The sequence below is a fragment of the Limimaricola pyoseonensis genome (genome assembly GCF_900102015.1).
Classification (GTDB): domain Bacteria; phylum Pseudomonadota; class Alphaproteobacteria; order Rhodobacterales; family Rhodobacteraceae; genus Limimaricola; species Limimaricola pyoseonensis.
On record NZ_FNAT01000004.1, the window covers coordinates 88553 to 109005 of the forward strand.

Consider the following 20453-nt stretch of genomic DNA (forward strand, 5'->3'; position numbering starts at 1 on the left):
CGGTTGAGAAAATGACAAGAACGGGCCGCGCGCGGCGGGAGGCATCCGCGCGCGGCCCTCGCGCTCCGGGCTCAGTTCAGCGCCCGGGCCCGGATCTGCGCCTCGTAGGCTTCGCGCTTCTCGCGCACCTGCGAGCGCTCCGAGACCTCCGGCACGGCCACGTCCCACCAATGCCCGCCATCGGGCGTCGAGGGGTAGGGGTCGGTGTCGATCACCACCACGAAGGGGCCGCTGGCCTGCCGGGCGCGTGCCAGCGCCTCCTCCAGCTCATTGATCGAGCCGACATGCACCGCCGCCGCGCCCATCGCCGCCGCATGGGCGGCGAAGTCGATGTTCGAGGCGTTCACGTGGTGGGAATGGTCGAGCAGGTTGTTGAACTCCGCCCCGCCGGTGCCGATCTGCAGCCGGTTGATGCAGCCGTAGCCGCGGTTGTCGGTGATCACCACGGTCAGGTCGAGGCCCAGCATCGCCGCCGTCGCCAGCTCGGAATTGGCCATCATGTAGGAGCCGTCGCCGAGCATGCAGACCACGTCGCGCCCGGGTTCGGCCATCTTGATGCCGATCGCGCCCGCGATCTCGTAGCCCATGCAGGAATAGCCGTATTCCATGTGATAGGCCCCCGGGCGCGGCGCCTTCCACAGCTTGTGCAGCTCGCCCGGCATGGTGCCGGCGGCGCACATCACCACCGTGTCCGGCCCCGAGGCGCGCTGCACCGCGCCGATCACCTGCTGGTCGGTCGGCAGGGCATCATTGCCCTCCGGCGCGTCGGTGAGCGGATCGACGGCGGCGAACCACTCGGCCTTGAGCCTGGCGTCGGGCCGCGCGAAGCCATGATCGCCGAGCGCGTCCGAAAGTGCCTCGAGCCCGGCCAGCGCGTCGCAGCACAGGGGCTCCGCCCCGTGCTTCATTGCGTCATAGGCCGCGACGTTGAGCGAGACGAGCCGCCGTGCCGGGTTCCGGAACACCGTCCAAGAGCCGGTGGTGAAGTCCTGGAACCGCGTGCCGACGCCGAGCACGAGATCGGCTTCGGCGCAGACCGCGTTGGCCGAGGCCGCGCCGGTCACACCGACGGGGCCGAAGTTCAGCGCGTGGTCCCATGGCAGCGCCGACTTGCCGGCCTGGCTTTCGACCACGGGGATGCGGTGCGCCTCGGCGAAATGCCGCAAAGCCTCCGTCGCGCCGGCGTAATGCACGCCGCCGCCGGCGACGATCACCGGCCGCTTGGCCGCCTTCAGCATCTCCGTCACCGCGTCGAGTTCGACCGGGTCGGGCTGCGGGCGGCGGGTGCGCCAGACCTTCGGCGCAAAGAAGCGCTCGGGCCAGTCGAACGCCTCGGCCTGCACGTCCTGGCAGAAGGACAGGCAGACCGGCCCGCATTCGGCCGGGTCGGTCATCACCCGGAAGGCGCGCGGCAGCGCGGTCAGGAGCTGCTCGGGCCGGGTGATGCGGTCGAAATAGCGCGTCACCGGGCGGAAGCAGTCGTTCACCGACACGGTGCCGTCGCCCCAATCCTCGACCTGCTGCAGAACCGGGTCGGGGCCGCGGTTGGCGAAGACGTCGCCGGGGATCATCAAAAGCGGCAGCCTGTTCACATGCGCCAGCGCCGCGGCGGTGACCATATTCGTCGCCCCCGGCCCGATCGAGGAGGTCACGGCCATCGCCCGCCTGCGCCCCGACTGCTTGGCATAGGCGATGGCGGCGTGGCACATCGTCTGCTCGTTGTGGCCGCGCCAGGTGCGGAAGCGGTCGCGCTCGGCATGCAGCGCCTCGCCGATCCCGGCGACGTTGCCATGGCCGAAGATCGCCCAGATCCCGGCAAGGAAGGGCTCGCCATCCTCGTTGAGCTGCGCCGCGAGGTACTTCACCATCGCCTGCGCCGCGGTCAGCCGGATCGTCGTCATGCGGCATCCTCCCTCTGGGCCCGGGCCGCGTCCCACAGGGCGCAGAGCCGGGCATATCCGTCCTTCATCTCCTGCACCGCCCCGGCATCGTCGATGCGGCCGGCCATCCAAGCCTCGGCCGCCGCGCCGAAGATCGTGCGCCCCACGGCAAAGCCCCTGACCAGCGGGAACCGCGCCGCGGCGCGGAAGCTCTCGGCCAGCGCGTCCTCGCCCGAGGCGAGGCCCAGCACGACGATGCCGCGGGTGTGCGGGTCGTTCTCCTCGATCGCGTCGCAGGCCGCCTGCCAGCCCGCGTCCGAGGTCATCGGCTCGAGCTTCCACCAGTCCGGGTAGACGCCGATCTCGTAGAAGCGGCGGATGATCCGGGCGGTTGTGTCGTCGCCCACCGGCGCGACCTTCGACGGGATCACCTCGAGCAGGAATTCCAGCCGGTTGCGCCGCGCCGCGTGGAACAGCCGCGTCACCGTCGCCTCCTGCGCGGCGCGCGTCTCGGCGTCGTCGTCGGGGTGATAGAAGCACAGGCACTTCACCACATGCTCGGCCGGCCATTCCGCGAGGCCGCCGAAATCGGGGCCGAGCTCGGGCTCGAGTTCCAGTGGCCGCGAGCCGGGCCATTCGACCGGCCGGCCGATCCACAGCCCCTGCCCCGCCGCGCGGTGCAGCGCGGCCTTGCCCAGCCGGTTGTCGCACAGCAGCCCGTAGCCCGGCCGCCCCTGCGCCACGGCCTCGCAGGCCTCGAGGCACAGCTCCTTGAACCGGCCGATCTTCGCGGCCGTCGCGCCCGCCAGCTCCTCGAGCTGCATCCGGTGGTCGAAGGCGAAGACCCGCATCTCGGGCCATGCCCCGTGCCGGTTGGTCGACCAGTGGATCTGCTCGAGCTCCGCATCCTTGCGCAGCGCCTTGTCCCGCACGCCGCGCGCGAGGAAGAACTCCAGCTCCGCCAGCGACGGATAGGCCGGGGTGCAGCCGTGCCGGCTCACCGCGAAGGCGCCGCAGGCATTGGCGTATTCGAGCGCGCGCGGCCACGCCTCGCCGTCGAGCCAGCCCTTCAAGAGCCCCGACATGAAGCCGTCGCCCGCGCCCAGCACGTTGAACACCTCGATCGGAAAGCCCGGCCCCGTCTGCCCGTCATCGAGGCTGTCGGGGATCTCGCCCTCGAAGGCCACCGCGCCATCCGCGCCGCGCTTGCAGACCAGCGTCGCGTCCGAGACGGCGCGCACCGCGCGCAGCGCCCGAACGGTGTCGGTCGTGCCGCCGGCGATGTGGAATTCCTCCTCGGTGCCGACGATCAGGTCGAACAGATGCAGCGTCGATTGCAGCTTGGCGGTGACGGTCTCGCTCTCGACGAAGCGGCTCTCGCCGTCGCCATGGCCGGCCACGCCCCACAGGTTCGGGCGGTAGTCGATGTCGAGCGCGGTCTGCGCGCCGTGCTTGCGGGCCAGCTCCAGCGCCTTGAGCACCGCCCGTTCCGTGCGCGGGTGGCTCAGATGCGTGCCGGTGGCGACGACGGCGCGGGCACGGGCGACGAAACCCTCCTCGACGTCGTCCTCGCTCAGCGCCATGTCGGCGCAGTTCTCGCGGTAGAAGATCAGCGGAAAGCTCTCCTCGTCGCGGATGCCCAGCAGCACCAGCGCCGTCAGCCGCTCGGGGTCGGTGAGGACACCGGCGGTGTCCACCCCCTCGCGCTTCAGCTCCTCGCGGATGAAGCGGCCCATGTGCTCGTCGCCCACCTTGGTCAGCAGCGCCGAGCGCAGACCCAGCCGCGCGGTGCCGGCGGCCATATTGGTGGGCGAGCCGCCGAGATACTTCTCGAAGGAGCGCATGTCCTCCAGCCGGCCGCCCACCTGCGCGCCGTAGAGATCGACCGAGGAGCGGCCGATGGTGATGAGATCGAGATCCTTCATCACACCGTCCCCTCGAGCGAACCCTCGAGCTGCGCCAGCTCCTGCCCGCCGGCCATCAGGTCCTGCAGCTGCTCGGGCGTGATCTCACCGCGCCGCGCCGTGCCGAGCGTCTTGCCGCGGTTGAGCACGGTGAAGCGGTCGCCCACCGCCAGCGCGTGGCGCACGTTGTGGCTGATGAAGACCACGCCCACGCCCTGCTTGCGCACCCGGTCGATGGTGGCCAGCACGTTCGAGGTCTGGCGCACGCCCAAGGCCGAGGTCGGCTCGTCGAGGATCAGCACGCGGGCGCCGAAATAGACCGCGCGGGCGATGGCGACGGTCTGGCGCTCGCCGCCCGAGAGCGTGCCGACCGCCTGGTCGGGGCCGCGCAGGTTGATGCCCATCTTGCGCATCTCCTCCACCGCCGTCTCGTTCATCTTCTGCACGTCCATCCGCTTGGTCGGGCCGCGGCCGATGGTGGGCTCGCGCCCCATGAAGAAGTTGCGCGTGACCGACATCAGCGGGATCATCGCCAGATCCTGGAACACCGTGGCGATGCCCGCCTCCATCGCGTCGCGCGGGCTGGAGAAGTTCATCGGCTTGCCGTCGATGGTGATCGTGCCGTGGGTCGGCTTGTGCACGCCCGACATGGTCTTGATGAAGGTCGACTTGCCGGCGCCGTTGTCGCCCAGAAGACAGTGGCACTCGCCGGGCCTCACGTCGAAGCTGACGCCGGCCAGCGCGATGATGTTGCCGAAGTGCTTCTCGATGTCGGTCATCTCGATGATCGGCCGGACATCGGTCGAGACGTCGCCGTGGTGAAAGGTCGTGTCCTGGGTCATCTCAACGCTCCCCCGTCACGCGCTTGCGGATGTAGTTGTTGAAGAGCACGGCGATCAGCAGCATCCCGCCCAGGAAGATCTGGAACCAGTCCTGGTCGAAATCGGTGTAGGTCAGGCCGATCGTCACCATGCCGAAGATGATGGCGCCGAAGAAGGCCCCGATCGCCGAGCCGTAGCCGCCGGTCAGCAGGCAGCCGCCGATCACCGCGGCGATGATCGCCTCGAATTCCTTCATGAAGCCGCGCCGGGCGTCGGTCGAGCCCGAGTCCATCACCGTGATGATCGCCACCAGCGCGCCGCACATCGCGGTCAGCATGAAGAGCGCGATCTTCACCTTGCGCACCGGCACGCCGGAATTGGAGGCGGCATTGCGGTCGCCGCCGGCGGCGAAGATCCAGTTGCCCTGCGGCGTGCGCAGCAGCACGTAGGTCGCCACCAGCGCCAGGAAGATGAACCACAGGATCTCGACCGGGATGCCGGGCACCTTGGGCGCGCCGTTCTTGAAGGTCTCGATCGCGCCAATCTGCGCCAGCCAGGCGAAGATCGGGCCGAAGGCGTCGCCCGAGAACAGCGGCGCGAGCCAGTCGTCCTCGACCGCGTCGCGCACGCCGCGCAGCTGGGTCGAACCGCCCGAGGCGATCTTCAGCCCCACCAGCGAGGCGCCGCGCAGCACGAAGAGGAAGGCCAGCGTCACGATGAAGGAGGGCAGTCCGGTCTTCAGCACGATGGTGCCGTTGACGGCGCCGATGCCGGCCGCGACCGCCAGCGTCAGCGGGATGGCGAGGATCAGCGGCAGGCCCAGCGTCACCGTGCAGGCGCCGAAGATCAGCCCGGCGAAGGCCACCATCGAGCCGATCGAGAGGTCGAACTCGCCGCCGATCATCAGCATCGCCGCGCCGATGGCGAGGATCCCGAGCTGGGCCGCCGGGGTCATGAAGTTCATGATGCCCGACAGCGTGAACATCGCGCCGTCGGCGGTGATCAGGAAGAACGTCGTCACCAGGATGACGCCGGCGATGGCGCCGAGCTCCGGCCGCTTCATCAGGCGCGACCCGATCCCTTCCTTCTTGAGACGTTCATCCTTCGCGGCTTGGATCGCCGGCTGAATGGTTTCGGCCATGGCCTCATCCTCCCGATGAATAAAGAAGGGCCGTGGCGCGGCGATGTGCGCCACGGCCCGATGCGTCCGGCATCACGCTGGTCTGGGGGTCAGCGAATGCCCTGCGCGGACAGCTCGACCACCTGGGCCGCCTTGTCCTGCGTCACGAGGTTCGGGCCCGAGGGCACGTCCCCGCCCGGCACCAGGCCGTACTGCGCGTTGAGCGCGAGGAAGGCGACCGGCAGGTAGCCCTGCAGGAACTGCTGCTGGTCGATCGCGAAGGCGGCCTCGCCGTTGGCGACCGCCTCGAGGAAGCTCGCCGACAGGTCGAAGGTCGCGACATTGACCTCGCCGGTGCGGCCCACCGCCTCGACGGCGGCGATCGCCGGCTCGCCCACGAGCGAGGCGCCGAGCCCCATCACCGTGTCGATGTCGGGGTTCGATTCCAGCGCCGCCTGCACCTTGGACTGCACCTCGGCCGGGTCGTTCTGGGTGGGGATCACCTCGACCGAGCCGCCGAAGCCCTCCGCGAAGCCCTCGCAGCGCAGGTCGAGCGCGACGTTGCCGACCTCCTGGTTGACGCAGATGCCGGTGGTGCCGCCCATCTCGGCGAGCTTCTCGCCCGCCACCTTGCCGGCGGTGAACTCGTCCTGGCCGACATGCAGCAGCGCGCCGAGCTCCTTGGCGACGTCGGAGCCCGAGTTCATCGAGATGACCGGGATGCCGGCCTGCACCGCGCGCTCGATCGACGGCCCGAGCGCGTCGGCATCGGGGATCGAGACCACCAGCCCGTCGGGCTCCTGGTTCACGGCGGCGTCGATCAGCTGGCTCATCTGCACCATGTCGAAGGTCTCGGGCGAGCGGAAATCGACATTGGCGCCGGTGTCCTCGGCGGCCTTGTCGGCGCCGTTCTTGACCACAGACCAGAACGGGTCGTTGGCCTGGCCATGCGCCACCACGATGATGTCCTGCGCCAGCGCGGGCGCGGCGACGCCCATGGCCGCCAGCAATACGGCGGTTTTCGCGATCTTGGTCATATGTCCTCCCTGGTTGACCATGCGGGGCCTCCACCCCGCTGCGACGAGACCGGGCCTCCGGGCCCGGCCGGCCCCGATCCTCCCCGGAGCCATATGGAACGTTTATTCCATAAAGGGGCGAATCACCCGCCCTGTCAATCTTGATCTCGCAGCGCCGCCACCGCGACGACCAGCGTGGTGGCCAGCGTCATGGAGGCGTTGAGCGACCGGAAGCCCGCCACCTCGCCCTCATGCGCGACGAGCAGCCCATCGACCAGCTCGGTGAGCGGGCCGTCGGGGGCGTCGCTCAGCCCGTAGACCCGCGCGCCGCGCGCCCGCGCCGCCTGCGCGAAGTCCAGCGTCTCCTGCGAATAGGAGGCGTAGGTGACGGCGAAGACCGCGTGGCCCGGCGCCACGGCGGCGGCCCCGCCCAGCCGGCCCGGGTCGCTGTGCAGCACCGCCGGCACCTCGAGCTTGCCCAGCATGTAGGACATGTTGCTGACCACCGCATAGGCGCGGCGCATCCCCACCAGATGCAGAAGCGGCGCCTCCGCCAGCGCCTGCGCGATCGCCTCCAGCCCGCCGGACGTCACAGTATTGGCGAGCGATATCAGGGATTTGTGCCCCGCTTCCGCGAACTCGGCCAGCAGCCTACCGGTGCCGCCTGCCATCTCTGGCCGCAGCGTCGCCAGCCGCTCGTCATAGGCCGGGCGGAAGCCGGTGTACTGCGCCCGAAACAGCGCCTGCATCTCGGAGTAGCCCGAAAATCCGAGCGCCTGGCAGAAGCGCATGTAGACCGATGGCGCCACCTCGGCGGCGCGGGCCATGTCCGACACGGTCGAGACCGCGATCAGGTGCAGGTGCCGACGGGTGAAGGTCGCGCATTGATTCAGGCGCTTGGGCAGGGTGTCGATCAGCTCGTCGAGCCGCTCGATCGTCTGGGTGACATTGTTCGGGGCGTCGGGCTGGTCTGCGCTGGCGGTCATCTCGGTCTCTCGTCTTGACAGCTCCACCATTATCACCCCATGAGTACGAATGGAATGAATATTCCGTATGGGAGGGAATCATGGTGATCGGACTGGGCCTCATCGGCACCGGATTCATGGGCAAGGCGCATGCGCTCGCCTATCGCAACGCCCGCGCCGTCTTCGGCGACCTGCCGGAGACCCGGCTCGCCCGCCTGTGCGACATGCCGGACGAGCGGGCGCAGGCGATGGCCGATCAGCTCGGCTTCGCGTCCGCCACCGGCGACTGGCGCGCGCTGGTCGCCGACCCGGCCGTCGACATCGTCTCGATCACCACCCCGAACGGGCTGCACCGCGAGATGGCGCTGGCCGCCATCGCCGCCGGCAAGCACGTGCATTGCGAAAAGCCGCTCGCGCTCCGCCTCGAGGACGCGCGCGAGATGGAGGCCGCGGCGCGAGAGGCCGGCGTGCGGACCATGGTCGGCTACAACTACATCCACAACCCGGCCATCGCCCATGCCCGAAAGCTCGTGGCCGAGGGCGCGATCGGCCGGCCCGTGCATTTCCGCGGCTGGGTCGACGAGGACTACCAGGCCGACCCCGACCTGCCCTGGAGCTGGCGCGCCACCCGCGCCGAGGCCGGGCTCGGCACGCTCGGCGACCTCGGCTGCCACCTCGTCTCGATGAGCCAGATCCTGATGGGCCCGATCGAGAGCCTGATCGCTGACACCCAGATCATCCATGCCGACCGCCCCCTGCCCGACGGCAGCGGCCGCGCCGCCGTCGAGAACGAGGACGCGGCCTCCGCCATCATCCGCTACGGCTCGGGCGCGCAGGGCACGCTGTGCAGCTCGCGCTCGGCCTGGGGCCGCAAGAACCGGCTCGACTGGGAGCTGCACGGCACCAAGGGCATGATCGCCTTCGGCCAGGAGCGGCTGAACGAGCTGCAGCTCTACACCAACGAGGGCCCCGCCGGGCGGCAGGGCTTCCGCACCATCCTGACCGGCCCCGAACACCCGCCCTACGGCGCCTTCTGCCCCGCGCCGGGCCACCAGCTCGGCTTCGGCGACCTCAAGACCATCGAGGCCGCCGCCTTCCTGCGCGCCATCGCCAGCGGCGCGCCGGTCTTTCCAGACTTCACCGACGCCCTCGCCATCGAGGCGGTGATCCACGCCATCGACGTCTCGGCCCGCGAAGGCCGCCGCGTCACCCTCTGAACGCCAACCGAAAGGCTCCCCCCATGAAAGTCGCTCTCTTCGGCGCCGGCCGCATCGGCAAGGTCCACGCCGCCTCGATCAAGACCGACCCCCGCTCCGAGCTCGCGGCCGTCACCGACGTGATGCCCGAGGCCGCGCAGGCGCTCGCCCGCGAGCACGGCATCGCCGTGCGCAGCCCCGACGAGATCCTCGCCGACCCGGCCATCGACGCGATCCTGATCGCGTCCTCGACCAACACCCATGCCGACCTGATCGAGGCCGGGGTGAAGGCCGGCAAGGCGATCTTCTGCGAAAAGCCGATCGATCTCGACCTCGCGCGCGCGCTCGAGATCGGCCGCCTCGCGAAGACCCACGACAAGCCGATGATGATGGGCTTCAACCGCCGCTTCGATCCGAACTTCGCCGCCGTGAAGGCCGCGCTCGAGGCCGGCGAGGTCGGCAAGGGCGAGATGCTCGCCGTCACCTCCTACGACCCGGCGCCGCCGCCGGTCAGCTACATCAAGGTCTCCGGCGGGCTCTACCGCGACATGATGATCCACGACTTCGACATGTGCGCCTTCCTGTTCGGCATGCCGAAGACGGTGACGGCGCACGGCTCCTGCCTCGTCGATCCCGAGATCGGCGCCGCCGGCGACATCGACACCGCCGTGGTGGTGCTCACCTACGCAGACGGCCGCATCGCGACGATCCGCAACTCGCGCCGCGCACCCTATGGCTACGACCAGCGGGTCGAGCTTCTGGGCTCCGAGGGCACGCTCGAGGCGCGCAACGAGATCGAGAACACGGTGGTGAAGTCGACCGCCGCCGGCACCGTCTCCGCCAAGCCGGTCTTCTTCTTCCTCGAGCGCTACATGCGCGCCTACGCGATCGAATGGTCCGCCTTCGTCGATGCCTGCGTCGAGGGCAAGCCGGTCCCCGCCACCGTGCAGGACGGGGTGAACGCGCTGGCGCTGGCCGAGGCCGCGAACCTCTCGTTCCGCGAGGGCCGGCCGGTCGAGGTCACCCCGGCGATGACGGGGGCCTGAGCCATGGGCTTCACCCTCGCCGCCTGCGCCGAGATGCTCTGGCGCGACCGCCCGATCGAGTGGCGCTGCGCGCGGCTGCACGAGATGGGCTTCGAGGTCGGGCTGTGGAACTGGCCCGATCACGACCTCGACGCGCTGAAACGCTCGGGCGCGACCTTCTCGATCATGAACGGCTATCTCGAGGGGCGGCTCGCCGATGACGAGGGCGCCGAGCAGCTGCTCGCCTCGGCGCGCGAGACGGCGCAGATCGGCCGGCGCCTCGGCGTGGCGCGCCTCAACCTCCACGGCACCGGGCTCGGCGAGGGCGGCCGCCCGAAGCTGGCCGAGACCGCGACGCCGCTGAAATGGGTCAAGGCGCGCGACACGCTGAACCGGATCTGCGACCTCGCGGAGGAGCTCGACGTGACCTTCACGCTCGAGAACCTGAACCAGCCCGTCGATCACGCCGGCGTGCCCTTCGCGCGGGCCGAGGAGTGCCTCGCGCTGGTCGCCGCCGTCGACCGGCCGCGGCTGCGGCTGAACCTTGATCTCTACCACGCCCAGATCGGCGAGGGGAACCTGATCGAACTGTGCCGCGCCTGCCTGCCCTGGATCGGCGAGATCCAGGTCGCCGACGTCCCCGGCCGCTGCGAGCCCGGCACCGGCGAGATCAACTATGCCGGCGTCGCCCGCGCGCTGCGCGCCATGGGCTATGACGGCCCGGTCGGGCTCGAGGCCTTCGCCGCGGGCGACGAGGAGGCCGCGCTCGAGGCCTTCCGCGCGGCCTTCACCACCCCGGCCTGAGCCGGGCCCGGTCCGGCCCGCCGCCGCGCATCGGCGGGCCGCGACCTTGTCGCGAATTGTCCCCCCGCGGGGGCCGCGCTACACTTTGCGACAATTTCGCCTTGGTCTTGAGAGACGCGCTGCCCTAGGTCGGCAGGCAGCGACCCTCTCGACGGCCGGGGCGATCGCGATCCCGCAGACCCCATGCCGCCGGTCGGGCAGGCCGTACCGTCCGACCGCGGAGGCCCCGCCATGCGCACCGTTCTTCGCAGCCTCGTCGTCCTTGCCGTGCTGGCGGCCTCCTCGGGGTTCGCCGCCTGGCAGGCGACCCGGTTCCACGCCGCGCTCGCGCCAGACGCCGCCTCCGAAACCGGCGGCCCGCCCGCCCGCCGGCCGGGCGGGCCCCGCGGCGGCGGCGGCGGCGGCGGCGCGTCCGCCCCAGAGGTCGCCCTCGCTAGGGCCGAAACGGCGCAGGTCGCGCCTGTCACCACCGCCTATGGCCGGGTCACGGCGCCGCGCAGCGTCGCGCTCGCCCCGGCGGTGGCGGGCCGCGTGGCCTTCGTCGCGCCCGACCTGCGTGACGGCGCGCAGGTCGCCGCGGGCCAGACCCTGCTCCGGATCGACGACACCGAGGCCCGCCTCGCCCTGGGCGAGGCGCAGGCCGGCCGCGCCACGGCGCAGGCCGGGCGCGACGACGCGCGCCGCCGCATCGCCGAGCTTCAGGCCGAGCGCGCCCTGCTCGACGAGGTCGCGGCGCTGCGCGAGGCCAATCTCGAACGCATCGCCGCGCTCGCCGCCGGCGGCGGCGCCGCGGCCGCCACCCGCGACGAGGCCGAGGCCGCCGCCATCGGCGCACGGCAGGCGCTGGCCACTCAGGACGCCGAAATCGCCGCCGCCGAAAGCCAGCTCCGGCAGGCCGGCATCAGCGTCGAGCAGGCCGATCTCGCGGTCGCCCGGGCCGAGCGACACCTCGCCGACCACGAGCTGGTCGCGCCGATCGCCGGGCTCTACGCCGGCACCGTGCCGGTCGAAGGCCAGGATCTCGCCGCCACCGCCATCGGCCGGATCACCGATCTCGACCGGCTGGAGGTGCGGCTCGACCTCACCCGCGCCATGCTGGGCCGCGTCACCGACGCGACCGGCGCGGCACTGCCGCTCGAGGCCGCGATCCACCCGCCCGGCGGCGGCCCCGGCGCGACCGCCCGGCTCGACCGGCTGACCCTCGAGGCCGCCGGCGAGGCGGGCGAGCGCAGCGTCGCGGTGCTGCGGATCACCGATCAGCCCTGCGCCTGCCTGCGCCCCGGCGATTTCGTCGAGGCGCGCATCTCCGAGCCCGAGATCACGGGCGTGCCGGTGCCGCACGAAGCGCTCACCGCCGACGGCGCGCTGCTGGTGCCCGACCCGGAGGGCGTGCTGCAGAAGATCGCGGTCGACCTCCTGCGCCGCACCGCAGACACGGCGATCCTCGGCCCCGGCGCGGCCGGGCTGCGCTACGTCGCCGATCCGGGGCCCGAGCTGTTCGAGGGCGCCCGCATCGCCCTGCCCGCCGCCGAGCACGACGCCGAGCCGGCCGCCGACGCCACGCCCGAGATGGTCGAGATCGACGCCGAGACCCGCGCCCGCCTCGTGGCGCGGCTCGAATCCGGCGCCGAGCTGCCGGCGCCGCTGCGCGCCCGGATCGAAAGCGCGCTCGAGACCGGCACCGCCCCGGCCGCGCTCCTGCAGCGCCTCGCCGGCCGGGCGGGAGAGTGAGCATGCGGCTCGTCGCCTTCTTCACCCGCCACCCCACCGCCGCGAACCTGCTGATGGTGCTGATCACCGTCTTCGGCGTCTACGCCGCGACCCAGATCCGCGCGCAATACCTGCCCGACGTGGTGTTCGAACGGGTCGACGTCTCGATCCCGTGGGACGACGCCTCGGCCGAGGACGTGCAGGACGGCATCGTCGCGGTGGCGAGCCCGTCGCTGCTGGCGGTCGAGGGGCTGTCCGAGCTGTCGGCGGTGGCGCGCGAAGGCGGCGCGCGCTTCTCGCTCGAATTCGAGCCCGGCTGGGACATCGGCCGCGCGATGGAGGATGTCGAGGCCGCCCTGCCCTCGGCCGCCTCGCTGCCCGAGGCGGCCGAGACGCCGGCCGTCAGCCGCGCCGCATGGCGCGACCGGGTCTTCGACCTCGTGCTCGCGGGCGATCTGCCCCGCGACCGGCTCGAAGAGCTGGGCGAGGCGCTGCAGCAGGAGCTGCTGCGCGCCGGGCTGACTAGGGTGAGCCTGCGCGGCACCACCGCGCCCGAGCTGTCGGTCACGCTCTCGGCCGCGCGGCTGGCCGAGCACGGGCTGAGCCTGCAGCAGGTGGCCGACGCCATCGCGCAGGGCGCCCGCGACAGCGCCGCCGGCGAAACCGCCACGGGCGGCGTGCCGGTCCGGGTCGGGCAGGACCGGCTGTCGGACGACGCTCTGGCCGGCCTGTCGCTCGCCACCGCAACGGGCCGCGTCACGCTGGGCGAGATCGCCGCCTTCGAGAGGGTCGAGGCCGGCTCCGGCCGGGCCTATTTCCTCGAAGGCGTGCCGGCGGTGGTGATCGGGGTCGAACGCGGCGAGGGCGGCGACGCGCTGAAGATCCGCGAGGCCGCGCTCGACACCGCGCGCGCCTTCGCCGCCCGCCAGTCCGAGCCGCTCGAGGTCGCGCCGATGCGCGACAACGCCTCCCGCATCGCCGACCGGCTGGCGATCCTCGCCGACAACGCGGCCTTCGGCCTGCTGCTGGTGCTGGCGCTGCTGTTCGTCTTCCTCTCCCCCTCGGCGGCGATCTGGGTGGCCGGCGGCATCCCGGTCGCGCTGGCCGCCGGGCTCGGCCTGCTCTGGCTCACCGGCCAGTCGCTCAACATGATCTCGATCTTCGCGCTGCTGATCTGCCTAGGCATCATCGTCGACGACGCCATCGTCGTGGCCGAAAGCGCCGAGGCAAGGCACCGCCAGAACGGCGAAAGCCGCGCGCGCGCCGCCGAGCGCGCGGCGCGGCGGATGCTCGGGCCGATCCTCGCCTCGACCGCGACCACGGTGGTGGCCTTCATGTCGCTGATGGCCGTGGGCGGCCGCTTCGGCGACTTCATGGCCGCCATCCCCTTCACCGTCGCGGCGGTGCTGCTGGCCTCTCTGGCCGAGTGCTTCCTCGTGCTGCCGCACCATCTGGGCCACGGCTTCGCCCGGCTCGACCGAAGCTGGCTCGCCTGGCCGGCCCGCGCGGTCAATCGCGGCTTCGACCGGATGCGCGCCCAGCTCGTCGCGCCGCTCCTGCGCGGGCTGATGTCGCTGCGCTATGCGGTGCTGCTGGTGGCCGTTGGCGCGACGCTGCAGGCGCTCCTGATGGTGATCGAGCGCGACGTCGCCTGGCGCTTCTTCGTCGCGCCGCAGCAGCCGATGATCACCGCCAACATCGCGATGCGCGACGACGCCACCCGCGCCGACACCGAGGCGATGCTGGACGAGCTGCTGCGCGCCTCGAACGAGGTGCGCGCCGACTTCGCCGAACGCCACGGCGCCGACCCGGTGGTGACGGTGCTGACCGAGATCGGCGGCGGCGCCGGGCGCGGCCTCGCCTCCGCCGAGGACAAGGACGCCGACCTGCTCGGCGCGGTCACGATCGAGCTGATCGAGGCCGACGACCGCCCCTACGCCACCGACGCCTTCGTCACCGCCTTCGAGGCCGCGCTCGACCGGCCGCCGCTGCTCGAGACCTTCAGCTTCCGCGCCGGGCGGTTCGGACCGGGCGGCGACGGGCTCGACATCGCGCTCTACGGCGACGACCCCGCCCGGCTCGACGCCGCCGCCGCCGCGCTGCAGGCGGTGCTCTCGCAGATCCCCGAGATCACCGGCCTCGAGGACGACCTGACGCTCGCGGGCACCGCGCAGTCGCTGCGGCTCAACGGCTATGGCGAGGCGCTCGGCTTCACCGAGGCCGCGATCGCGGCCGAGCTGCGGGCGCGGCTGCAGGGCGTCGAGGCCACGACGTGGCAGGAGGGCGCGCAGACCGGCCGGATCGAGGTGCGGCTGCCCGAGGGCGCGCTCGGCGCCGCCTATCTCGACGAGATCCTGCTGCCCTCGCCCGAGGGGCGCTGGGTGACTCTGGCCGAGATCGTCACGCTAGAGCCCAGCCCCGCCCTCGGCACGATCCGCAGCACCGCCGGGCAGGCCGTGGTCCGCGTCACCGGCGAGATCTCGACCGAGGATCCCGATCTGGCCGAGACGCTCCTCGAGCGGATCGAGACGGTCGAACTGCCGCGCATCGCCGCCGCCTTCGGCACCGGCTACGCACTGCAGGGGCTGGCCGCGCAGGAGGCGCAGTTCCTCTCCGACGCGGCGATCGGCTTCGGCGTCTGCCTGCTCATGATCTACATGGTGCTGGCGCTGGTGCTCGGCCACTGGGTGCGGCCGCTGTCGATCATGGCGGTGATCCCGGTCGGCGTGACAGGCGTGGTCTGGGGCCATTACTGGTGGGACATGCCGCTGTCGATCTTCTCGGCGGTGGGCTTCATCGGGCTGAGCGGCATCATCGTCAACGACTCGATCGTGCTGATCACCGCCATCGACGAGCGGATGCGCCGGGTCGAGCCGCGCGCCGCCATCATCGGCGCGGTGTCCGAACGGCTGCGCCCGGTGCTGCTGACGACGCTGACCACCGTGCTCGGCCTCGCGCCGCTCCTGTTCGAGACCAGCACGCAGGCCGAGTTCCTCAAGCCGATGGTGCTGACGCTCTGCTCCGGCCTGGTCTTCGGCTTCGCCATCGTGCTTCTGGTGGTGCCGGCGCTGGTGGCGATCCAGCTCGATCTCGCCGCCGCATGGCGGCGGGTCGCGGGCCGGCGGCCGGCCCGCGACCGCATGGCCTAGCGCGGCACCGCGCGCCGCGCCGCGTCGCGCGCCATCTGCACGATCCCCTCGCGCTCGCAGCCGAGATCGGCGAGGTCGCGGTCCGACAGCCGCGACAGCTCGGCCACGGTACGCCGGTAGATCCGCCGGCGCTCGGTCGACAGCGCGAGGTCGCCGCGCAGCGCGGCCAGCCGGCCATAGAGGGTGGCGGGGATGGAGTCGTCTTGAGTACGGGTCATGTCGCTCTCCGGGGTTTCGCCGCAACGCGGCATCGTCTGCCCCCGATGCTGGGGCCGACCCCGCCGCCCGACCAGCCCCGCGGATGCGGGTCCGCCATTCCACCGCAGCAAGGCTCTGCGCGGCTCCTTGCCGAGGCCGGTTTCAGGTCCGCCCAAGCGCCGGGCACAGGGGTCGGATCGGCCCACGAACCGGGCAGAACAGCCCGCATGGCCCGATCACGTGCGATTTCCGCGGTCGTCCGCGGAACCTTTCCGCCGCGGCGTCACCGGCAGACCGCGTTGCCTAAGCCGGACCGCCCGAAAGAATTTGGCCGAAACAACCCGCCGACCGTCCCCGGCCTCGCGCCAATTGCCTCCAGCCCGCGTCGTAGAGCCATCTTGCACAATAATATCAGACTCATGCGTCGGTTATCTAAGGTGTTCTCTTAGCATTCAACGACAACCCACCGGCTGGATCATGCCACCTCCGGCGAACCCTGAAGGCAAAATCTCTAGACCGGTGGCCCGTCTTGCAGAGCCCCGCCGCGCTGCCTGTCACCAGATCCATCGATGAGATTCAGATCGTCATCCGGCACGCAGTAGCGTGCCTCACAGCTCACCGGATCGAAAGCCGGCGGCGGTGTCCCACGCCCATGGCGACCAGCGCAGCACGGATAAACGCGCTAGCCCGCAACTAACGCGACACAAGAGGTATGTCACTTAGAGCGCTGATATATCTATCATGTTCACTCGACCACCGCGCCGCCAGCCCCAGAACCGCAACCGCAATTCCCACCTAAGCGCGCCGCTCTCAGAGCCCCGCCGCGATCTCCGCCTGTCCGATCTCCAGCAGCGCCCGCACATGAGGCGCGAAGCTGCGCCAGACGTCGAGGCGGAAGGCGTCGTCGGCCTCGCGCCACAGCACCACCTGCGCGGTGTCGAACACCGTTCGGGTCGCGCCGCCCACCGCCAGCCGGTCGAGGTCGCGCGGGCAGTTGGTCGCCAGGAGATCCGCCGCCGCCGGGCCGCTGACCCGGAAGCTCACCTCGCGGTCGCTGATCTCGACCAACGCGTGCGGCGCCTCCGCATAGGCGTCCGCCCCGGCCCGCGCGATCGCGTCGGCCTCGTCCTCCCCGGCCTGGATCAGCCACTCGTCCGGCCCGAGGCACAGCGCGACGCGGCCGCCCGCGCGCGCCGTCTCGCCCACCCGGTCCGGCAGGTCGCAGCCGAGCGCCCGGCCCAGCACCGGCCGGCCCGCCGCCCGCACCCTGAGCGAGAAGCGCGCCACCGGCGCCAGCGCCTCGATCCGCACCCGCGCGCCGGCATCGGCGGTGAAATCATGTGTCTGGCTGGTCATCATCGCGCCCTCCTTCAGAGCTTCAGCCTCTCGCCGTCCGGGTCGTAGAACATGGTCGAGGTCACCTTCGCCCGCACCACGCCGTCGGGCATCGGCACATGCACCGTCTCGCCCTCGCGCGCGCGCCCGTCCTCGATCAGCGCCATGGCGATCGAGCGGCCGAGCGTGGCGCTGCGGTAGGACGACGTCACGTGCCCGACCATCTTCATCGGCTTCGGCTGGTCGGGGTCGAGCACGATCTGCGCGCCCTCCTCCAGCTTCACCGCCCCGTCCTCGGTCATCAGGCCGACGAGCTGCTTGCGCCCCCCGGCCACGAGGTCGGGCCGCGCCAGCGACCGCTTGCCGACGAAGTCGGGCTTCTTCTTGCCGATCGCCCAGCCGAGCCCCGCGTCGTCCGGCGTCACCGTGCCGTCGGTGTCCTGTCCGACGATGATGAAGCCCTTCTCGGCGCGCAGCACGTGCATGGTCTCGGTGCCGTAGGGCGTGATGCCATGCGGTTTTCCGGCTTCCATCAGCGCCTCCCACAGCGCCAGCCCGTGCCGCGCCGGCACGTTGACCTCGAAGCCCAGCTCGCCGGTGAAGCTCAGCCGGAACAGCCGCGCCCTGAAGCCGGCGACGCGGCATTCGGCCACCGACATGTGCGGCATCGCCTCGGCCGAGATGTCGACGCCCTCGACCAGCCCGTCCAGCACCTCGCGCGCCTTCGGGCCGTTCAGCGCCACGGTCGCCCATTGCTCGGTGGTCGAGGTGAGCCAGACGTCGAGATCCGGCCACTCGGTCTGGAGATAATCCTCCATCATGTTCAGCACCCGCGCCGCACCCCCGGTCGTGGTGGTGACGTGGAACAGGTCGTCCGACAGCCGCCCGATGACGCCGTCGTCGCGGATGTAGCCGTCCTCGCCCAGAAGCACGCCGTAGCGGCAGCGCCCCGGCGCCAGCTTGGTCCAGGGGTTGGTGTACATGCGGTTCATGAACTCGACCGCGTCGGGCCCCGCCACCTCGATCTTGCCCAGCGTCGAGGCGTCGAAGATGCCGACGCCGCCGCGCGTGGCAAGGCACTCGCGCGCCACCGCCGCCTCCATGTCCTCGCCGCCCTGCGGGAAGTACCACGCGCGGCGCCACAGCGAGACCGGCTCGAACACCGCGCCGTTGGCCTCGGCGAAGGCGTCGATCGGCGTGGCCCTCGTCACCTCGAAGGTCGCGCCGCGCTTGTAGCCCGCGAAGGCGCCGAAGCTCGTCGGCGTGTAGGGCGGGCGGAAGGTGGTCAGCCCCACCTCGGGCGGCGCCTTGCCCACCGCGTCCGAGGCGATCATCAGCCCGTTGATGTTCGACATCTTGCCCTGATCGGTCGCCATGCCGTTGGTGGTGTAGCGCTTGACGTGCTCGATCGAGCGCATCCCCTCGCGCACCGCCAGCCGCAGGTCCTTGGCGGTGACGTCGTTCTGGAAATCGACGAAGGCGCGCACCCGGTGCGACCTGCGGTCCGTGGGCAGCTCCTTGTGGCTCTCGCCCGTGCCCGGCCGGTCATGCGCCACGGCAAAGCCCGTGGGCTCGACCGCGTGGCCGAGCGCCCGCGCCGCCGCCGCACCGGCCTCGGCCCCGTCCGAGAGCGCGTCGAGATAGCCCCAGAGCCCGCGCCCGGCGCCGGCGATGTGGCAGTCCTCGGTCATCCGCCCCGGCAGGAAGGTCCGGCTCGCCTCGTCCCACTGCAGGCTGCCCTTGGTGTGCGAGAAGAGATGCAGCGACGGCGTCCAGCCGCCCGACATCAGCAGGCAGTCGCAATGCAGCATGCGCGGATCGCCGACCCGGCCGTTCTCGACCGGGTTCACCGTGACCGAGGCGACGCGCAGCCGCCCGCGCGTGCCGGTCACCGTGTGCCCGGCCAGCACCTCGATCCCCCGCACCCGCGCCTCGGCCCGCAGCTCATCGGCCAGTGCCGCCCGCGTGTCGACGATGGCGACGATCTTGGTGCCGGCCTCGGCGAGGTCGAAGGCCGCGTGCCAGGCGCTGTCATGCGAGGTGACGATCACCGCCCGCTCGCCGACCTTCACGCCCCAGCGGTGCAGATAGCTCTGCGCCGCGCCCGCCAGCATCACGCCGGGCCGGTCGTTGCCGTGGAACACGAGCGGCTTTTCCAGCGCGCCCTGCGCCAGCACCACGCGCGTCGCCCGCACCCGCCACATCCGCTCGCGCGGGGCGTTCTCGGGCAGCGTGTCGAGATGGTCGGTGAGCTTCTCGCACAGCCCGATCATGTTCTGGTGGTAGTAGCCGATCGCCGTGGTGCGGGTCATCAGCCGCACGCCGCGCGCCCGCAGCTCGTCGAGCGCGGCCGCAAGCCAGTCCCACGCCGCCTGCCCGTCGATCTCCACCTCCGGGTCCGACAGGAGCGACCCGCCCATCTCCGGGGTCTCGTCCACCAGCGTCACCCGCACGCCCGCCCGCGCCGCCTCCAGCGCGGCCGCGATCCCGGCCGGCCCGCCGCCGACGACGAGCAGGTCGGTGTGCAGGTAGCGCGAGGCGTAGCGGTCCGGGTCGACCTCCGAAGGCGCGCGGCCCAAACCAGCGGCGCGGCGGATCACCGGCTCGTAGAGCCGGTCCCAGAAGCTGCGGGGCCACATGAAGGTCTTGTAGTAGAACCCGGCCGGAAACAGCGGGTGCAGCGCGTCGTTCACCGCGCCGAGGTCGAAGGACAGCGCGCCGAGCCGGTTCTGGCTCTCACACATCAAGCCCTCGCGCAGTTCCTGCACCGTGGCCCGCGTGTTGGGCTCGAACCGTCCCGCCCCGCGCGAGGTGCCGATCAGCGCGTTGGGCTCGGCCGAGTCGGCCGTCACCGGCCCGCGCGGGCGGTGATACTTGAACGACCGCCCCATCAGGTGGATGCCATGCGCCAGCAGCGCCGAGGCCACCGTGTCGCCGCGCAGCCCCTCGTAGCGCCTGCCGTCGAAGGAGAAGGTGACTTTCTCGTCGTGCTTCACCCGGCCCTTGCCGGGAATGCGGAACTGGCTCACTGCGCGGCCTCCGGCGTCGAGAGGTCGGGGCGCGGCTCGCCGGCCCTGTAGGTCAGAAGGAAGCGGTCGCTCACCGTGTCGCGCACCGCGTTGAAGAAGCGCGCGCAGCCATGCACGTGGCGCCAGCGCTCGAAATGCGGCCCCTTGAGATTGGAGCGGATGAACAGGAAGTCGCGCCATTCCTCGTCGGACAGCTGCGACGGGTCTTCCGGCCGCGCGATATGCGCCTCGCCGGCATAGGCGAACTCCGCCTCGGGCAGGGTCTGGTCGCAATAGGGGCAATGGATCAGCAGCATGGTCT

General features: G+C 71.4%; 15 protein-coding genes. 5 read left to right on the plus strand and 10 right to left on the minus strand.

Translation table 11 applies throughout. The features are described 5' to 3' along the window. Positions 1 to 71: 71 nt before the first annotated feature. The 6 genes from iolD to BLT43_RS10245 form a co-directional block, all read right to left on the minus strand. Positions 72 to 1901, minus strand: a complete 1830-nt coding sequence (gene iolD / locus BLT43_RS10220; RefSeq protein ID WP_090112519.1) for a 3D-(3,5/4)-trihydroxycyclohexane-1,2-dione acylhydrolase (decyclizing) — start codon at positions 1899 to 1901, stop codon at positions 72 to 74. Further along, positions 1898 to 3805 carry a bifunctional 5-dehydro-2-deoxygluconokinase/5-dehydro-2-deoxyphosphogluconate aldolase gene (locus tag BLT43_RS10225; protein ID WP_090112521.1) on the minus strand — a complete coding sequence of 636 codons (1908 nt, stop codon included), beginning with the start codon at positions 3803 to 3805 and terminating at the stop codon, positions 1898 to 1900. Before BLT43_RS10225 ends, iolD begins: the two co-directional genes overlap by 4 nt. Further along, a complete protein-coding gene (locus tag BLT43_RS10230; RefSeq protein ID WP_090112523.1) occupies positions 3805 to 4626 on the minus strand; it encodes an ATP-binding cassette domain-containing protein in 822 nt (273 codons plus the stop codon). Before BLT43_RS10230 ends, BLT43_RS10225 begins: the two co-directional genes overlap by 1 nt. Position 4627: 1 nt before the next feature. Further along, positions 4628 to 5746 (minus strand): ABC transporter permease, encoded by a 1119-nt coding sequence (locus BLT43_RS10235; protein ID WP_090112525.1) that lies wholly within the window; start codon positions 5744 to 5746, stop codon positions 4628 to 4630. A gap of 89 nt (positions 5747 to 5835) precedes the next feature. After that, complete coding sequence (locus tag BLT43_RS10240) at positions 5836 to 6762, minus strand: sugar ABC transporter substrate-binding protein (protein ID WP_090112527.1); 927 nt, start codon at positions 6760 to 6762, stop codon at positions 5836 to 5838. Between the two features lie 134 nt (positions 6763 to 6896). Beyond that, positions 6897 to 7727, minus strand: coding sequence for a MurR/RpiR family transcriptional regulator (locus tag BLT43_RS10245; RefSeq protein WP_090112529.1), 831 nt, complete (start codon positions 7725 to 7727; stop codon positions 6897 to 6899). An 80-nt stretch (positions 7728 to 7807) separates the two neighbouring features. On the opposite strand from BLT43_RS10245, the gene BLT43_RS10250 reads away from it, so the two are divergent. The 5 genes from BLT43_RS10250 to BLT43_RS10270 all read left to right on the plus strand — a co-directional run bounded on the left by BLT43_RS10250 (position 7808) and on the right by BLT43_RS10270 (position 15590). Beyond that, entirely contained in the window at positions 7808 to 8923 is a 1116-nt protein-coding gene (locus BLT43_RS10250) for a Gfo/Idh/MocA family protein (RefSeq protein ID WP_090112531.1), read from the plus strand. Positions 8924 to 8946: 23 nt separating this feature from the next. Then, positions 8947 to 9948 (plus strand): inositol 2-dehydrogenase, encoded by a 1002-nt coding sequence (iolG, locus tag BLT43_RS10255; RefSeq protein ID WP_090112533.1) that lies wholly within the window; start codon positions 8947 to 8949, stop codon positions 9946 to 9948. A 3-nt stretch (positions 9949 to 9951) separates the two neighbouring features. Continuing rightward, entirely contained in the window at positions 9952 to 10731 is a 780-nt protein-coding gene (locus BLT43_RS10260; RefSeq protein WP_090112535.1) for a TIM barrel protein, read from the plus strand. 231 nt (positions 10732 to 10962) lie between these two features. After that, positions 10963 to 12462 (plus strand): efflux RND transporter periplasmic adaptor subunit, encoded by a 1500-nt coding sequence (locus BLT43_RS10265; protein WP_165612585.1) that lies wholly within the window; start codon positions 10963 to 10965, stop codon positions 12460 to 12462. Between the two features lie 2 nt (positions 12463 to 12464). Continuing rightward, the gene (locus tag BLT43_RS10270; protein WP_090112539.1) at positions 12465 to 15590 is read left to right on the plus strand and encodes an efflux RND transporter permease subunit; all 3126 of its coding nucleotides are present in this window, start codon (positions 12465 to 12467) and stop codon (positions 15588 to 15590) included. On the opposite strand, the gene BLT43_RS10275 is transcribed toward BLT43_RS10270, so the two are convergent. The 4 genes from BLT43_RS10275 to BLT43_RS10290 form a co-directional block, all read right to left on the minus strand. Beyond that, a complete protein-coding gene (locus tag BLT43_RS10275) occupies positions 15587 to 15808 on the minus strand; it encodes a YjiS-like domain-containing protein (protein WP_090112541.1) in 222 nt (73 codons plus the stop codon). The two genes, BLT43_RS10270 and BLT43_RS10275, sit on opposite strands and share 4 nt — an antisense overlap. A gap of 790 nt (positions 15809 to 16598) precedes the next feature. Then, positions 16599 to 17144 carry a sarcosine oxidase subunit gamma gene (locus tag BLT43_RS10280; RefSeq protein ID WP_165612586.1) on the minus strand — a complete coding sequence of 182 codons (546 nt, stop codon included), beginning with the start codon at positions 17142 to 17144 and terminating at the stop codon, positions 16599 to 16601. 14 nt (positions 17145 to 17158) lie between these two features. After that, entirely contained in the window at positions 17159 to 20152 is a 2994-nt protein-coding gene (locus tag BLT43_RS10285) for a sarcosine oxidase subunit alpha family protein (protein WP_090112544.1), read from the minus strand. Beyond that, positions 20149 to 20448, minus strand: a complete 300-nt coding sequence (locus tag BLT43_RS10290; RefSeq protein WP_090112546.1) for a sarcosine oxidase subunit delta — start codon at positions 20446 to 20448, stop codon at positions 20149 to 20151. The genes BLT43_RS10285 and BLT43_RS10290 overlap by 4 nt, the downstream gene beginning before the upstream one ends. Positions 20449 to 20453: the final 5 nt, after the last annotated feature.

Bases quoted from the DNA above. Each gene is read 5' to 3' on its own strand.
- iolD (WP_090112519.1), bottom strand. From the start codon at position 1,901: ATGACGACGATCCGGCTGACCGCGGCGCAGGCGATGGTGAAGTACCTC.
- BLT43_RS10225 (WP_090112521.1), bottom strand. From the start codon at position 3,805: ATGAAGGATCTCGATCTCATCACCATCGGCCGCTCCTCGGTCGATCTC.
- BLT43_RS10230 (WP_090112523.1), bottom strand. From the start codon at position 4,626: ATGACCCAGGACACGACCTTTCACCACGGCGACGTCTCGACCGATGTC.
- BLT43_RS10235 (WP_090112525.1), bottom strand. From the start codon at position 5,746: ATGGCCGAAACCATTCAGCCGGCGATCCAAGCCGCGAAGGATGAACGT.
- BLT43_RS10240 (WP_090112527.1), bottom strand. From the start codon at position 6,762: ATGACCAAGATCGCGAAAACCGCCGTATTGCTGGCGGCCATGGGCGTC.
- BLT43_RS10245 (WP_090112529.1), bottom strand. From the start codon at position 7,727: ATGACCGCCAGCGCAGACCAGCCCGACGCCCCGAACAATGTCACCCAG.
- BLT43_RS10250 (WP_090112531.1), top strand. From the start codon at position 7,808: ATGGTGATCGGACTGGGCCTCATCGGCACCGGATTCATGGGCAAGGCG.
- iolG (WP_090112533.1), top strand. From the start codon at position 8,947: ATGAAAGTCGCTCTCTTCGGCGCCGGCCGCATCGGCAAGGTCCACGCC.
- BLT43_RS10260 (WP_090112535.1), top strand. From the start codon at position 9,952: ATGGGCTTCACCCTCGCCGCCTGCGCCGAGATGCTCTGGCGCGACCGC.
- BLT43_RS10265 (WP_165612585.1), top strand. From the start codon at position 10,963: ATGCGCACCGTTCTTCGCAGCCTCGTCGTCCTTGCCGTGCTGGCGGCC.
- BLT43_RS10270 (WP_090112539.1), top strand. From the start codon at position 12,465: ATGCGGCTCGTCGCCTTCTTCACCCGCCACCCCACCGCCGCGAACCTG.
- BLT43_RS10275 (WP_090112541.1), bottom strand. From the start codon at position 15,808: ATGACCCGTACTCAAGACGACTCCATCCCCGCCACCCTCTATGGCCGG.
- BLT43_RS10280 (WP_165612586.1), bottom strand. From the start codon at position 17,144: ATGACCAGCCAGACACATGATTTCACCGCCGATGCCGGCGCGCGGGTG.
- BLT43_RS10290 (WP_090112546.1), bottom strand. From the start codon at position 20,448: ATGCTGCTGATCCATTGCCCCTATTGCGACCAGACCCTGCCCGAGGCG.